14 protein-coding genes are annotated in these 14781 nt (G+C 62.5%); 13 read left to right on the top strand and 1 reads right to left on the bottom strand.

Annotated features, from left to right (window positions below):
- The first annotated feature begins 79 nt into the window (after positions 1 to 79).
- The 11 genes from J3R84_RS33710 (at position 80) to J3R84_RS33660 (ending at position 11443) form a co-directional block, all read left to right on the top strand.
- Complete coding sequence (locus tag J3R84_RS33710) at positions 80 to 1066, top strand: ABC transporter permease (protein ID WP_025431403.1); 987 nt, start codon at positions 80 to 82, stop codon at positions 1064 to 1066.
- Positions 1066 to 1860: an ABC transporter permease gene (locus J3R84_RS33705; RefSeq protein ID WP_025431402.1), complete on the top strand. Its 795-nt coding sequence runs from the start codon at positions 1066 to 1068 to the stop codon at positions 1858 to 1860. Before J3R84_RS33710 ends, J3R84_RS33705 begins: the two co-directional genes overlap by 1 nt.
- Entirely contained in the window at positions 1860 to 2945 is a 1086-nt protein-coding gene (locus tag J3R84_RS33700; RefSeq protein WP_057208306.1) for an ABC transporter ATP-binding protein, read from the top strand. Before J3R84_RS33705 ends, J3R84_RS33700 begins: the two co-directional genes overlap by 1 nt.
- A gap of 93 nt (positions 2946 to 3038) precedes the next feature.
- Positions 3039 to 4532 carry an NAD(P)-binding domain-containing protein gene (locus J3R84_RS33695; RefSeq protein WP_057208304.1) on the top strand — a complete coding sequence of 498 codons (1494 nt, stop codon included), beginning with the start codon at positions 3039 to 3041 and terminating at the stop codon, positions 4530 to 4532.
- Between the two features lie 9 nt (positions 4533 to 4541).
- Positions 4542 to 5042 carry a CMD domain-containing protein gene (locus J3R84_RS33690; RefSeq protein WP_041692984.1) on the top strand — a complete coding sequence of 167 codons (501 nt, stop codon included), beginning with the start codon at positions 4542 to 4544 and terminating at the stop codon, positions 5040 to 5042.
- Positions 5039 to 5614, top strand: coding sequence for a peroxidase-related enzyme (locus tag J3R84_RS33685; protein WP_057208302.1), 576 nt, complete (start codon positions 5039 to 5041; stop codon positions 5612 to 5614). Before J3R84_RS33690 ends, J3R84_RS33685 begins: the two co-directional genes overlap by 4 nt.
- Positions 5615 to 5655: 41 nt before the next feature.
- Positions 5656 to 6267 carry a helix-turn-helix domain-containing protein gene (locus J3R84_RS33680; RefSeq protein ID WP_063997110.1) on the top strand — a complete coding sequence of 204 codons (612 nt, stop codon included), beginning with the start codon at positions 5656 to 5658 and terminating at the stop codon, positions 6265 to 6267.
- Positions 6268 to 6306: 39 nt separating this feature from the next.
- Positions 6307 to 7395 (top strand): NAD/NADP octopine/nopaline dehydrogenase family protein, encoded by a 1089-nt coding sequence (locus J3R84_RS33675; protein WP_057208300.1) that lies wholly within the window; start codon positions 6307 to 6309, stop codon positions 7393 to 7395.
- A 179-nt stretch (positions 7396 to 7574) separates the two neighbouring features.
- Positions 7575 to 8765, top strand: a complete 1191-nt coding sequence (locus tag J3R84_RS33670; protein ID WP_207932875.1) for a glycine C-acetyltransferase — start codon at positions 7575 to 7577, stop codon at positions 8763 to 8765.
- A 203-nt stretch (positions 8766 to 8968) separates the two neighbouring features.
- On the top strand, positions 8969 to 10003 hold the full coding sequence (gene tdh, locus J3R84_RS33665) for an L-threonine 3-dehydrogenase (RefSeq protein ID WP_207932876.1): 1035 nt from the start codon (positions 8969 to 8971) through the stop codon (positions 10001 to 10003).
- A 117-nt stretch (positions 10004 to 10120) separates the two neighbouring features.
- Positions 10121 to 11443, top strand: coding sequence for an MATE family efflux transporter (locus J3R84_RS33660; RefSeq protein WP_203529852.1), 1323 nt, complete (start codon positions 10121 to 10123; stop codon positions 11441 to 11443).
- Positions 11444 to 11654: 211 nt separating this feature from the next.
- Here J3R84_RS33660 and J3R84_RS33655 read toward each other — a convergent pair whose 3' ends face one another.
- Positions 11655 to 13250: a winged helix-turn-helix domain-containing tetratricopeptide repeat protein gene (locus J3R84_RS33655; protein ID WP_203529853.1), complete on the bottom strand. Its 1596-nt coding sequence runs from the start codon at positions 13248 to 13250 to the stop codon at positions 11655 to 11657.
- Between the two features lie 252 nt (positions 13251 to 13502).
- Here J3R84_RS33655 and J3R84_RS33650 point away from each other — a divergent pair, with 252 nt between their 5' ends.
- Both J3R84_RS33650 and J3R84_RS33645 read left to right on the top strand, forming a co-directional pair.
- Entirely contained in the window at positions 13503 to 14255 is a 753-nt protein-coding gene (locus tag J3R84_RS33650) for an SDR family oxidoreductase (RefSeq protein WP_057207778.1), read from the top strand.
- Between the two features lie 75 nt (positions 14256 to 14330).
- Complete coding sequence (locus J3R84_RS33645; protein ID WP_203529854.1) at positions 14331 to 14744, top strand: cupin domain-containing protein; 414 nt, start codon at positions 14331 to 14333, stop codon at positions 14742 to 14744.
- Positions 14745 to 14781: the final 37 nt, after the last annotated feature.

Below are 14781 nucleotides of genomic sequence, written 5' to 3'. Positions count from 1 at the left end.
TCCAGCCAACAACGCGCAATGACTGACCGCCGACGACGCCGCGCGGCACTGGTCGGGCTGCGCCAACTGAGATCGTCTAATGGTGACTAGCAACACGACAGCCGGATACGGCACGGTGCGCGATGCGGCCGTGCCGAGATATTCCACCGGCATAGCCAAGGTGGTCAACTCCTCGCTTTACCGGAAAACGCTGGGGGCGGCGGTGGAATCGCGGATCGGTCGCATCATCCTTCTGGCCGGTGTGCCGATGATCTGGCTGATCATGCTGCATGTCGGGCCGATCTATCAGATGCTGAAGATCAGCCTCCTGTCCCATTACCCGGTTCAGCCGGGCGTGGAGTCGCGCTTCACCCTCGACAACTATGCGATCTTCTTCCGGGAAGCGATCTATTTCACGCCGCTGATCAAGAGCTTCATCTTTGCCACCGTCGCGACCGCCGCGACCCTGGTCGTGGTCTATCCGGTTGCCTACTACGTCGCCAAGGTCGTCAGGCCGGAGGGCCGCTCCAAGGCGCTGCTGTTGTTGCTCGTGCCGTTCTGGGCGGGCGAACTGATCCGGACGTTTTCGGTGATCATGCTGCTTGCCAACCGCGGCGCCGTCAACGTTCTGCTGCGCGAGATCGGCCTGATCGACCGGCCGATCCCGATGCTTTATACGTCGTTCTCGCTGGGCTTCGGCCTTGTCTACCTGATCTGCCTCTACATGCTGCTGCCGCTTTATTCGGCGATCGAAAAGATCCCGTCGCCGTTGCTGGATGCGGCTGCCGATCTCGGCGCCGGGCCGTTCACGCGCTTCCGCCGGATCATCCTGCCGCTGTCGCGCGATGGCATCGTATCGGGCTGCTGCCTGGTCTTCCTGACATGTATCGGCGTCTTTGCCACCCCCATGCTGCTCGGCGGCCCCAACACCGTGCTGTTTCCCGAAACGATCAGCGGTTTCTTCCATGGTGCCAGCGACAAGTGGCCGGTCGGCGCCGCCTTCGCCCTGATCATGCTGGTGACCGCACTTGTCGCCGCCGCCATCTTCATGCGGCTGGTCGGCGGGCGTAAAAGGAGAGCAATCTAATGCGCAATCTGTTTTCCGATGCCCCGCGCGCATCACTGACCGCGTTCTATTGGGCCTTCATCCTCTATCTGCTTCTGCCGCTCACGCTGATGATGGCCATGAGCTTCAAGGGCGCCAATTTCGTCGCCTTCCCGATCGGGGAGTGGACGTTCGACTGGTACGTCAAGGTGATGCAGGACAAGCAGTTCCTGGAAGCCTGCCTCTATTCCATCATGATCGCGGGAGCGACGACGCTTGCGGCGACAATCCTCGGTGTCTGGATCGCCATGCTGATCGTTGCCGAGGGCGTCCGCGGCCAGGTCATCATCTTCGCGCTCGCCTGTCTGCCGGCGGTCGTTCCGGGCATGATCTCGGCGATCTCACTGCGCATCTTCATCTCGACCATCGACATGCCGACGGGTACGGCGGCCGTCATCCTCGGCCACACCGTGCACGCCGTGCCCTTCGTCGTCGTCATGGCGCTCACCCGCCTGCGCTCGATGCCCGGCAACCTCGTCGATGCGGCACGCGATCTCGGTGCCGACAGCGTCGTTGCCTTCTTCCGCGTGACGCTGCCCTATCTCGGACCGGCGCTGCTCGGTGGCATGATCTTCTGTGTGCTTCTGTCGATCGACGATTTTGTCCGCACCTTCTTCCTTGGCGGCTATCGCCCGACCCTGCCCATGCTGATCTTCGCCAAGGTGCAGGGCGGCATGTCTCCTGAAATCAACGCAATGGCGACGCTTGTCCTCGTGGTTACGGCCGCGGTCGGACTGTACGCCGAACATCTCACCCGCCGCGCGAGGACCCGCTGATGGAACCCGTCGTCCAATTCGACAATGTCAACAAGAGCTACGGCAAGCACGTCGCCGTCGACAACCTGAACCTGAGCATCGAGGCTGGCAAGTTCGTCACCTTGCTCGGACCTTCCGGTTGCGGAAAGTCGACGTCGCTTCGCATGCTTGGCGGTTTCGAAACGCCGACATCCGGCCGCATCCTGCTGAGCGGCAAGGACGTCACCAAGGTTCCGCCCAACAAGCGCAACGTCAACATCGTGTTCCAGGACTATGCGCTATTCCCGCATATGACTGTTGCCAAGAACATTGCCTTCGGCCTCGAGCTGAAGGGCCTCGACAACCAGGCGATTCATCGCCGGGTATCGGAACTCCTGGAACTGGTCCAGCTCCAGGACTATGCCAATCGCCTGCCGGCGGAGCTGTCCGGCGGTCAGCGCCAGCGCGTCGCGCTCATGCGCGCCCTTGCGCCGGATCCGGACGTGCTGCTGCTCGATGAGCCGCTTTCCGCACTCGACGCCAAGCTGCGTCAGCAGATGCAGATCGAGCTCAAGGCCATCCAGGAAAAGACCGGCAAGACCTTCATGTTCGTCACCCACGATCAGGAAGAAGCGTTGACCATGTCCGACACGATCGTGGTCATGAACAAGGGCCGGATCGAGCAGATGGGCGATCCTCACACGCTGTACGGCCGCCCCGGCTCGGTCTTCGTCGCCAACTTCATCGGCGAGACCAACCTGTTGCGCAGTACCGTTGTCGGAACCGAAGGCGATGTCGCGGCTCTCAGCTGGAACGGCATCACCATCACGGCAAACCAAGGCGGGCTTTCGCCGAAGGTCGGCGAGCATCTCTACGTGGTCCTGCGCCCGGAGGCGATCCATTGTTCGGCGAGCGAGCCGACCAGCGGAAACCGCATCAAGGGCAAGATCCGTCAACGGGTGTTCAAGGGCAACCACACCTCGCTGATGGTCGATGTCGGCGCGGGCACCTTGCTCAACACCCTTGTGCATCCAAGCGATGTCGCGCAACTTAACGGCGAGGACATCTGGGTCGGTTGGAAGCCCGAGACGGCGACGGTCATTCCCGACCGGCACGCTCACAACTAATCAACCAACGGCGCGCATCGCATTGGTGCGGGTCCTAAGCAGGCAAGGCGGCCAATGCGAACCCCAAGTTCCATCGGCCGACGGAGGTGAACCATGGCTTATAACGTAGAGACACCGATCCCATCGGCGGCGACGAGCCTGCTGGAGCTGGAACAGCGTGTCCGCGACGATCTTGCCTGCCTGTGCTATCCGCCGGCAAACTGGGTTGTGCCCACCGCCTCCGATGAACAGGTCCATGACGTCGTCGTCATCGGTGGCGGCATGTGCGGCCTGGTCGCCAGTTTCGCTCTGATCGGCGCCGGCATTCAGAATATCCGCATCTTCGATCGCAGCGAAGAGGGCCTCGAAGGGCCATGGCTGACCTATGCGCGCATGGAGACTCTGCGTTCGCCCAAGCAACTGACCGGCCCGGCCTATGGCATGGCCTCGCTCACCTTCCGCGCCTGGCACGTTGCCCAGTTCGGCAATGACGCATGGGCCAAGCTCGACAAGATCCCCCGCCCGATGTGGATGGAGTATCTGAGCTGGTACCGCAAGGTGCTCGATCTGCCGGTCGAAAACGGCGTCGAGGTCAAGGCGATCCAGCCCGAGGGCGCTTTCATGCGGTTGACGATAACAGGCAAGGGCGCGCGGGAAACGTCGGTGCTTACCCGGAAGGTGGTGATGGCAACCGGCCGCGACGGCATGGGGCATCCCAGCATTCCCGACTTCGTCGGCGATCTGCCGGAGAAATACTGGGCGCATTCCTCTGACGAGATCGACTTTGCTGCCCTCAGCGGCAAGCGGGTCGTGGTTGTCGGGGTCGGCGCCTCGGCGGTCGACAACGCCGCCGAGGCGCTGGAAGCGGGGGCTGCCGAAGTCCGCCATCTCATCCGGCGCAAGGAAATGCCCTGCATCAACAAACTGATGGGTATCGGCTCGTTCGGCTTCACCGCTGCGTTCCCGCAGCTGGGTGACGCCAGGCGGTGGCAGATCATGAACTACTCGCTGCGCACCCAGACGCCGGCGCCGCGTGGGTCGACGATGCGCGTCAGCCGCCATCCCAACGCCTATTTCCATTTTGACGCCGCCGTCGAAAGTGTCGAACTCGACGGCGACGAAATCGTCATCGAGACGTCGCAAGGCAAGTCGGTCCGCGCGGATTTCCTTATCCTCGGCACCGGCTTTGGGGTCGATCCGCTGGCGCGCAAGGAACTCGACGGCTACGCCGACAAGATCCTTTTGTGGCAGGACCGATTCACGCCGCCTGAGAGCGAGGAGAATGACCAACTCGGCCGGTTCCCCTATCTCGCCGACGATTTCAGTTTCCTCGAGCGCGAACCAGGCCAGGCTCCGTGGCTTGCCAACATCCACAGCTTCAACTCGGGCGCTGCCGCCAGCCTCGGCAAGGTGAGTGGCGACATTCCGGGCATCAGCGAAGGCGCGTCGTGGCTGGTGCGGGAGATCGCCGCCAAGCTCTACTCAGAGAATTTCGACCAATATTGGCAGCGTTTGCTTGACTACGACACGCCCGAATTGCGCGGCGACGAATGGACGGCATCGCCCTTGCCGGACAGCGTAGCGGTCAACGATCGCAAGCAGGCATAGGAGGATCACATGGCTGAAAACGAGGACGTGATTGCCGCGATCGTCGGCATCGAGCCCGGCAGCGCGATGGCCGGCGTGCTATCGGCGCGCGCGGACATCATGGCGCTGACCCAGAAGACACATGACAGTGCGCTGACGCCGGAAAATCCCGGAGGCCTGTCGCATGCCGAGCGCGCAGCACTTGCCTGGCGCATTGCAAAGATCAATGACCATAAAGCCTTCGAGGATCATTTCGAGGCTTTGCTGGAAAAAGCCGGTGCGCCCGACGCCGCTGCCCGGATGGCCGATATCTGGTTCGATGGTGGCAGCGATATCCGTGCCAAGGCGCTGATCCGCCACGTCGACCTGGTGGCGCATGCGCCGAAGCAGGCAACCCGCCGTGACATCGAATTGTTGCAGGAAGCGGGTCTTGCCGATGACGACATCGTGCGGCTTTCAGAACTCGTCGCCTTCGTCAGCTACCAGATCAGGGTTGCCGTCGGCCTGGAGTTGATGAGGGGGCTGGCATGAGCGAGATCGTGCACGACTTGACCACCGATATCCCGGTCTGGAGGTCTTATGTGACCCCGCTCAAGCTGGCGGACGCGAGCGCCGAGCAGCTCGAAGCGCTCAAGGTCACTCCATCCAACACCAAGGTCTCGGACTATGTGCTGGTGCTGGCGCATGATGTCGAAACGCTGACGCACAGAAGCCCGCTCTTCAACGGTGTCATGTATAATAGTGGCGGCCTGTCACGCGCCGAGCGCGAGATCGGCGCCGTCGGTGCTTCCATCGTCAACCGTTGCGTCTACTGTGCGGCCGTTCATGCCAGTCGCTACAACCAGTTGACCAAAAGCACCGATGTGATTGCGTCCATTTTTGCCGATGGCGTCGATGCCGAGATCGAGCCGCGGTTGAAGGCGATCTTGAAGTTTGCGGTCAAGCTTTCGAAATGCCCGTCCGAAGCAAGCGCCGATGATATGGCGGCGCTGGTGGAGGCCGGTTTAGGTAAGGAGGAAATCCTCGATCTCATCCTGTCCACCTCTCTGTTCGGCTGGGCCAACCGGCTTATGCATACGCTCGGCGAACCGATCAGGGAATGACAGGAGGAGACACTCACTCGATTGGCAAAGAGGGACAAGCCATGGTGTTGGTCAACCCGCCCGAGATCGGGCCGCGCTTGCAGGCATATCGAAAAGAGTTGAATCTGACACTCGCCGAACTGGCTGCAATGTCCGGCGTATCGCGCTCCATGCTGTCGGAGATTGAGCGCGGCAATGCCAACCCGACCTACGGAACGCTGTGGCATCTGACGCGTGCGCTCAAGATCGACCTCAACAGTCTGGTCAGCGGCGCAAGCGAAGAGCGCGGCGGTTCCATCATCGACCTCCAGCCGGGAAACCTGACGCCGACCATCCGCAGTGCGGACGGCAGTTGCACGCTGCAGATCCTGTCCCCGGCCAGCATGGTGTCGCTGATCGAATGGTATTTGCTGAGTTTTGAGGCTGAAGGGGAACTGGTGAGCGACCCGCATGGGGCAGGCACCGTTGAGCATCTGCACTGCACCAAGGGTGAGATCGTGGTGCGCAGCGCAGGCAACACCATGATCGTTCGGGCCGGAGAAACGGCGCGCTATGCCGCCGACGTCCCCCATTCGCTGACAAGCGTCGGTCCTGTCGGGGCGGGGGCATTCCTGGTGGTTGCGTCCGGCGATGTCGGGCCGAACACGCCGAGAACGTCGATACGTCCGAAATAACGATCGGCCAGCGGGCCGAATTCATGAGCAGAAAAGGGAATGATAATGCGGGTAGGAATAGTCGGGGCGGGTTCGATCGCTTTTGGAACGGCGGCGCTTGTTGAGCAGCAGGGCCACGAGGTGACCTTGTGGTCGCCATCCGGCGAACGGACGCGTGCCTTGGCCAGCGGCCAGGCGCTGGTTGCGGAAGGCGCGATCAAGGGCACCTTCCATCCGGCCGTTGCCACCAGCGCAAAGGACCTTGTTGCCGGTGCCGAGGCGCTCGTCATCGCGCTGCCGGCCTATGGTCACAAGACTGTCCTCGATGCGATTGCACCGCACATTACCCCGGGACAGATCGTCATCTTCAGTTCGCACGCCTCGTTTGGTGCGCTTTATCTCTCCCGCCTGCTGGCAGCGCGCGGCGTTACTGTCCCGATCGTCGCTTGGGGCACGACAGCTGTATCGGGGCGGCAGTTGAGCCCGACCTCGGTCAATGTGAACACGATCCGCAAGCAGGTCGATCTCGCGACGGTGCCGGCATCCGAGAGCGCCAAGGGGCTCTCGATCTGCCAGTCCTTGTTCGGCGACCGTTTCCTCGACCGCGGCAGCCTGATGGCGATCGCGCTTTCCAACCTCAATCCGCAGAACCATATGGGCATCGCGCTCGGCAACATGACCCGCATGGAGCGCGGCGAAAGCTGGAGCCAGGGCCAGAACGTGACGCCGAACGTCGGACGCCTTCTTGAGGATCTCGACCGGGAGCGCATCGCCATCGCCAGCAAGCTCGGACTTGAGGTGCGCAATATCTTTCAGCACTTTCATCTGTCATTCCACGTGCCGATGAGCTCCATCTCCCAGATGAATCAGGAGATGCACGAAGCCGGCAATGGCGGCAGCGGCCCGACCACTGCCGATAGCCGCTACGTGACGGAAGACGTGCCCTTCGGTCTGGTCATGACGGCGAAGATCGGACGTCTCGCAGGCCATCCCGCGGAACTGCACGAGGCGGGCATCCGAATTTTCTCGGCGATGTATGGCCGTGATTTCACCGCGGAGAACGACCTTCTGACGGCCCTTGATCTCGACGCGATGTCGCTGGACGAGCTCAAGGAGCTGTGCCGCAACGGGTTTGCCGCGGCGGCCTGACTTCAGTCCTGATTGCCCGCTTTCACGCGCTCGCGGCAGCCAGCCCGCCGATCGTGCGTGAAGGCCGGGCGATTGTGGCAAACGATCGGGCAACAGCCCGGTCCTCGTTGTTCAATATGGATTTCCCAGTGCTGCGACATGGAAGTGTTTCGCCGGCAAGAGTGAGGCTTTACCCCGCCATGACCAATGCTTTTCTTTCCCATCTCCGCTCCGAACTCGATGGCTTGAAATCATCCGGTCTCTACAAGTCGGAGCGGGTGATCGTCTCGAAACAGGCGGGCGAGATCGAGGTTGCCTCGGGCGAGCGGGTGCTGAACTTCTGTGCCAACAACTATCTCGGCCTGGCCGACAACGAGGAGCTGACTGAGGCCGGCAAAAAGGCGCTCGATCGTTATGGCTACGGCATGGCCTCGGTGCGCTTCATCTGCGGCACGCAGGAAGAGCACAAGCAGTTGGAGGCGCGCATCTCCGCCTTCCTCGGCCTGGAAGACACGATCCTTTATTCCTCCTGTTTCGACGCCAATGGCGGCCTGTTCGAGACGCTGCTGGGCGAAGAGGACGCGATCATCTCCGACGCCTTGAACCACGCCTCGATCATCGACGGCGTGCGCCTCTCCAAGGCCAAGCGCTTCCGCTATGCCAACAACGACATGGCGGCGCTGGAGGAAGAGCTGAAGAAGGCCGAAGGCAGTCGCTTCAAGCTGATCGCCACCGACGGCGTGTTCTCGATGGACGGCATCATCGCCAATCTCGGGGGCGTCTGTGACCTCGCCGAGAAGTATGGCGCCATGGTCATGGTCGATGACAGCCATGCGGTCGGCTTCGTCGGCAGGAACGGTCGCGGCTCGGCCGAACATTGCGGTGTCGAGGGCCGCGTCGACATCATCACCGGCACGCTCGGCAAGGCGCTCGGCGGCGCCTCGGGCGGTTACACGTCGGCCAAGGCCGAGGTTGTCGACTGGCTGCGCCAGCGCTCGCGGCCCTATCTGTTTTCCAACACGCTGGCGCCGGTGATTGCCGCCGCCTCGCTCAAAGTGTTCGACCTGATCGACAACGGCGATGCGCTGCGGGCGCGGCTGTCGGACAATGCGGCGCTGTTTCGTGACCAGATGTCGAAGCTCGGCTTCACGCTCGCCGGCGAGGGCCATCCGATCATCCCGGTGATGCTCGGCGATGCCGCCCTGGCGCAGGAGATGGCGGCGCGCATGCTCAAGAAGGGCGTCTACGTCATCGGCTTCTCCTTCCCGGTGGTGCCAAAGGGCCAGGCGCGCATCCGCACGCAGATGTCGGCCGCCCACAGCGAAAACGACGTGCGCCGGGCGATCGCCGCATTCGAAGAGGTCGGCCGCGAGCTCGGTGTGATCAAGTGAGTGTAGAGCTCTGCTCCTCACCCTGACCCTCTCCCCGTATACGGGGAGAGGGGACGTGCCCGGCAAGAGGCTGAGCCTGCGGGCAGTCCGAGATGGGCCCAAGGGGTGCGGCATAGTCCTTCTCCCCGTCTCGCGGGGAGAAGGTGGCGGCAGCCGGATGAGGGGCAGGCCCCAGGCGGGCAGTTGATTTTGGAGACAACCAAATGACGAAGATGATGAAGGCGCTGGTCAAGACGAAGCCGGAGGTCGGGCTCTGGATGGAACGTGTGCCGGTGCCGGAGGTCGGACCGAACGACGTGCTGATCAAGGTGAAGAAGTCGGCGATCTGCGGCACCGACGTGCATATCTGGAACTGGGACCAATGGGCCCAGAAAACCATTCCGGTGCCGATGGTCGTCGGCCATGAGTTCATGGGCGAGATCGCCGCGGTCGGCTCGGCCGTCACCAAATACCATGTCGGCGAGCGGGTCTCGGGCGAGGGCCATATCGTCTGCGGCAAGTGCCGCAATTGCCGCGCCGGCCGTGGCCATCTTTGCCGCAACACGCTCGGCGTCGGTGTCAACCGGCCGGGTTCGTTCGGCGAATTCGTCTGCCTGCCGGAATACAATGTCGTGCCGATCCCCGAAGACGTTCCCGACGAGATCGCCGCGATCTTCGATCCCTTCGGCAATGCGGTGCACACCGCACTGTCGTTCGATCTGGTCGGCGAGGATGTGCTGGTGACCGGCGCCGGGCCGATCGGCATTATGGGGGCACTGGTTGCCAAGCGCTCGGGCGCGCGCAAGGTGGTGATCACCGACATCAACCCGACGCGGCTGGAGCTTGCCCGCAAGGTCGGCATCGACCATGTCGTCGATGCGTCGAAGCAGAACCTGACCGACGTGATGAAGGCGATCGGCATGACCGAGGGCTTCGACGTCGGGCTGGAAATGTCGGGGGCGGCACCCGCCTTCCGCGACATGATCGACAAGATGAACAATGGTGGCAAGATCGCCATTCTCGGCATCGCGCCGGCCGGCTTCGAGATCGACTGGAACAAGGTGATCTTCAAGATGCTCAACCTCAAGGGCATCTATGGCCGCGAGATGTTCGAGACCTGGTACAAGATGATCGCCTTCGTCCAGGGCGGGCTCGACCTGTCACCGGTCATCACCCACCGCATCGGCATCGACGAGTTCCGCGACGGCTTCGAGGCCATGCGCTCCGGCAACTCCGGCAAGGTCGTCATGGACTGGTAAGCGGGACAACGTTTTGCAGACAGTATCGACGTAAACAGGCCAACCGGCCGGGGTGATAGAGATGTTTAGGCAAACTGGTGCGGCCGTGTGGATACTTCCGCCAAGGTCGAATGCGCGATGAACATTTCGCCACCTGTGGAGCTGCAGGAAAACTGGAACCGCCGGATGGTCACGCTGGCGTTTCCGATCATCCTGGCCAATCTCGCGCAGCCGGTGTTGTCGCTGGTCGACACGATGGTGGCGGGGCATCTTCCCGGTCCCTGGTCTCTCGGCGGGGTGGCGCTCAGCGGCGTTCTGTTCAATTTCCTGTTCTGGAGCTTCAGCTTTCTGCGGATGGCGACAACCGGACTGGTCGCTCAGGCATCGGGGGCCGAGGACGGCGCGCTTGTGCGCAAGCATCTGCTCAGGGCGCTTCTCATTGCCGCTGCCGGTGGCGCGATCATCATAGTGCTGCAGAAGCCGATCATCGAAATCGGGCTTGCGCTCCTTGGTGGCAGCGAAGCGGTCTACGAGAGTGCCGTGGCTTACGCGTCGGCGCGAATCTGGTCCGCCCCCGCGGCTCTCGGGAATTTCGTTCTGCTCGGTTATCTGCTGGGTCGCCAGCGGGTGATGATTTCGCTGGCCTTGCAGGTAGCGCTCAATGTGCTCAACCTGGCCGCGACCGTGACCTTGGTCTTCGTGTTCGACTGGGGGGTCGCCGGCATCGGCGCTGGCACCGCCATGGCCGAATGGGCTGCCTTCATTGCCGGTTTGTTGATCGTGCGACCGTTCAGTGCGGGGCAACCGCTGGACTTGCGCGACCTCCTTGATGGTGCCGCCTTTCGAAGCTTGATTGCAGTCAACCGCGACATATTCTTGCGCAGCCTCTTCCTGCTGGTGTGCTTCGGCTGGTTTGCGCGAAGCGGCGCTGCAGAAGGCGACGCGATCCTGGCGGCCAACGCCGTGCTCTTGAACCTCCATGGCATCACCTCCTATGGCCTCGATGGTTTTGCCCATGCGACCGAGACCCTTGTCGGATCCGTCATCGGTGCACGCCGCAAACAGGCCCTTCGACGTGTGATCAAGGCGGCCTTCCTGTGGTCCGGCCTGGTGGCGCTGCTGTTTTCACTGTGTTATGCGCTGGCTGGTCCGACGATCATTTCCCTGTTGACCAACCAGGAGGAAGTTCGCGCCGCGGCCGTCCGCTTTCTTCCCTACGTCGTCGTGTTGCCGCTGATCTCGGTGACGAGTTACATGCTCGATGGTGTGTTCATTGGCGCAATACGCACCCGGGAACTGCGCAACAGCATGTTTATCTCGACGATGGTCTTCCTCGCGACGGCATACATTCTCCAGCAAGTCTGGGGCAATCACGGGCTCTGGCTCGGGATGATGGTGTTGATGCTGGCGCGCGCGGCGACATTGGGCCTCAAACTGAAGCGTATTTTTGCGCAGCTGTGATCTGGGCGCGTTGACGAAAGGCGCCCTCGGGCCTTCGCCATCGCCTGCTTCGCGTTGCCACTGGGCGATACCGGGCTGTCTTCTGGATTGACCCTGTCGAGTAGCCTTTAGAGTGCTCGGTTGAGCAGGGAAAAGAGGACTGGCTCGTTGACGGCGGCCAGTCTGTCCCGGCGAGGGCGGTGACGTCGTCATCCAGTTCAAGCCGGTGGGCTCATTCCGGCAACCCAGACAGGCGCAGACCATCGGCAAACCGCGCATAATCTTCCGGGCGATGGATCGGAAGCCAGTCCTTGAGATTGGCGATGCGCAAGGATGGATCAAGCGCGCGCAGGCGCCGCATGGCCTGTCGCGCTTCTACGAGCCGCCCCGCGAGCGCGTGGCTCGACGCCAGAAGGGCGACCGCGACGAGGAGGCTGGGCAGGTTTCCCAGCGCCTTTTCCGCCCAAGACGAGGCGGAATCAAAGCGCCCGTCGAAGAAATACGCGAGCGAAGTGGCGGCCTCCATTCGAAACATTTCCGGATCTAATGGGCTCAAACGAACGGCATGCGCGAGATCCTCGATGGCGTTTTCCGTTTCGCCACGGAAGACACGCAGAGCCCCGCCGAGGAACCAGGCGGGGGCGAAGTTCGGATTGAGTAGCCGTGCCCTGTCGATGAGCGCAATGCCGCCGTCGACGTCGCCGGTGAGATGCCCGAGCGCGTGGCCGGCTCTCGTTAATGCCACCGCATCATCGCGACCCAGCTCCACCGCCAGCCGCGCCAGCCGCACGCCTTCGGCGATCTCGTGGTTCCGGTCGACCATCCAGCCGTTCAGCTTGCGCCAGAAATGGCACCAGGCCGCCCCGCCATAGGCCGATGAAAAGTCGGGGTCGAGCTCGATCGCCTTGTAGAAAAGGGCCAACGCTGCCTCGATCGCTTCGCGGGTTCCGATGTGCAGTTTCGCCATGCCGCGCAGGTAATAGTCGTAGGCGTCAAGGCTTTCCGTCGGCTTGCGTTTGGCGCGCTCGATTTCCACGCGCTCGAGTTGCGGTGAGATCGCGCCGACGACACTGGCCGAAATCTGATCCTGAAGGTCGAAAATGTTGTCGAGCGCGCCCTCGAAGCGCTCTGCCCAGAGATGCGCCCCGGTCGTGGCGTCGATCAACTGGCCGGTGATGCGCACCTGGTTGCCCGCCTTGCGCAGGCTGCCTTCCAGCACGTAGCGCACGCCCAGTTCCCGGCCGACTTCCTTCACGTCCACCGTCCGGCCCTTGTAGGTAAAGCTCGAGTTGCGCGCGATGACGAACAGCCAGCGGATGCGCGACAGTGCCGTGATGATGTCCTCGACCACGCCGTCGGCGAAATACTCCTGCTCCGGATCGCCGCTCAGGTGCTGGAACGGCAGGACGGTAATGGAGGGCTTGTCGGGAAGGACAAGCGCGGACGGCTGCTCCTGCAATTTTCCCAGGGCCTGCTCGGTGGCGCCGTGCACGCCGGGTTGTCGCGTCTTACCGGTCTCATCGACGGTGATTTCGCCGACGAAGCGGAAACCCTTGCGCGCGATCGTGCGAACCAGGCACTGCTCCTCGCCACTGTCGCCGATGGCCTTGCGAACCGCATTGATGTGGCTGGTGATCGTCGATTCCGAGACAATCCGACCGCTCCACACCGCCTCCAGCAAGTCGTCCTTGCTGACGACGCGGTTGCGGTTCACCACCAGGTGGAGCAGAAGATCGAACACCTGCGGTCCGACTGCCACGACTTGCCCGCGCAGGGTCAGTTCCCTGCGCTCCCGATCAAGCACGTAGTCTGCAAACATGAACTGCAAGGCCGGCATCCCTGAACGCGCGCCACCGGCTCGCGGCCGAGGCAACTGACGAATTGATGTCTGACATCGGTAGCAGACGTCTGGCCCGCCACCCGCCCCGTAAGGGCTTCGGTCAGGCAGGCGTCTTGGACATATATTCAAGCATCCTTCAAAGGCAATTCAAGCCTGCCTCAAGGACTTCCCACATACCCGCAGGTACTCTCCATTCGTACAGACGGCAATGGTTGCGGTCGGGAAAAGCGGAGAAAACCCATGAAGATCGTCGTCATCGGAGGCACCGGCCTCATTGGATCGAAACTTGTGAAGAACCTGCGCGAGCGCGGTCATGACGTGCTGCCTGCCTCTCCCAATACCGGCGTGAACACTATCACCCGCGAGGGGCTCGCGGGAGCGATGGATGGCGCCGAGATCGTCGTCGACGTGGCGAATGCGCCGGTCTGGGAAGACAAGGCCGTTCTCGAGTTTTTCGAGACCTCGGGTCGTAATCTATTGGCGGCCGAAGCCGCTGCCGGCGTTCGCCATCACGTTGCCCTGTCGATCGTCGGCAGCGAACGCCTTCCGGACAACGGTTATTTCCGGGCCAAGATCGCGCAGGAAAACCTGATCAAGGCGTCCGGCATTCCCTACACCATCCTGCGCGCCACGCAGTTCTTCGAGTTTGTCGGCGGCATCGCGCAATCGGCCGACGTCGACGGCGAGATCCGCCTGTCGCCGGCGCTGTTCCAGCCGATTGCGTCCGACGATGTGGCGGCGGCGCTCACCGATGTCGCACTCGCACCGCCGATCAACGGCACGGTCGAAGTCGCCGGCCCCGAGGCCGTTCCGCTCGATGAACTGGTGAGGCGCTTCCTCAAGGCAAAGCATGACACGCGCAAGGTCGTGCCGGACGTTCACGCACGCTACTTCGGTGCGGTGCTTAACGATCAGTCGCTGACACCAGGCGACAAACCGCGCCTCGGCATGATCCGCTTCGAGGACTGGCTCGGCCAGCAAGTCACACACTGAGCCTGGCGCAGACGCCAAAGACGCCCGTGCGGGACCTGGCGCGGCGTCCCACGAAACACCCAAAGGAAAACGACAATGCTGACACGGTTTCTCCAGGCCTTTGCCCTGGCAACGATCTCGATCACCCCGGTTTCAGCCGCCGACCGACCCGAAGGCAAGGTGACAATCGTATTCGACCACGTCCTTCCGAACGTTCCCGGCAAGAGCATGAAGGGCGTGCTCGTCGAATACGGGCCGGGTGGCGCATCGCCCGGCCATACGCATCCGGACTCGGCCTTCATCTACGCAACAGTGCTCGAAGGCGCGATCCGCAGCAGCGTCAACGGCGCACCGGAACGGGTCTACGCGGCCGGCGAGAACTTCTACGAGGATCCCGGCGCTCGTCATGGCGTCAGTGCAAACGCCAGCGACACGAAGCCGGCGCGATTGCTCGCGGTGTTCGTCGTCGACACTGGTGAAAAGGAACTGACCACGCCGATCGGCGAATAACGCGTCGAACGCGTTTCCGCTCAGGCAGCCTTTGGCA

It is taken from the genome of Ensifer canadensis (assembly GCF_017488845.2).
Taxonomy (GTDB): Bacteria; Pseudomonadota; Alphaproteobacteria; order Rhizobiales; family Rhizobiaceae; genus Ensifer; species Ensifer canadensis.
The sequence above is the reverse complement of the archived record's forward strand: the minus strand, read 5'-3'. Positions and strand labels throughout refer to the sequence as shown.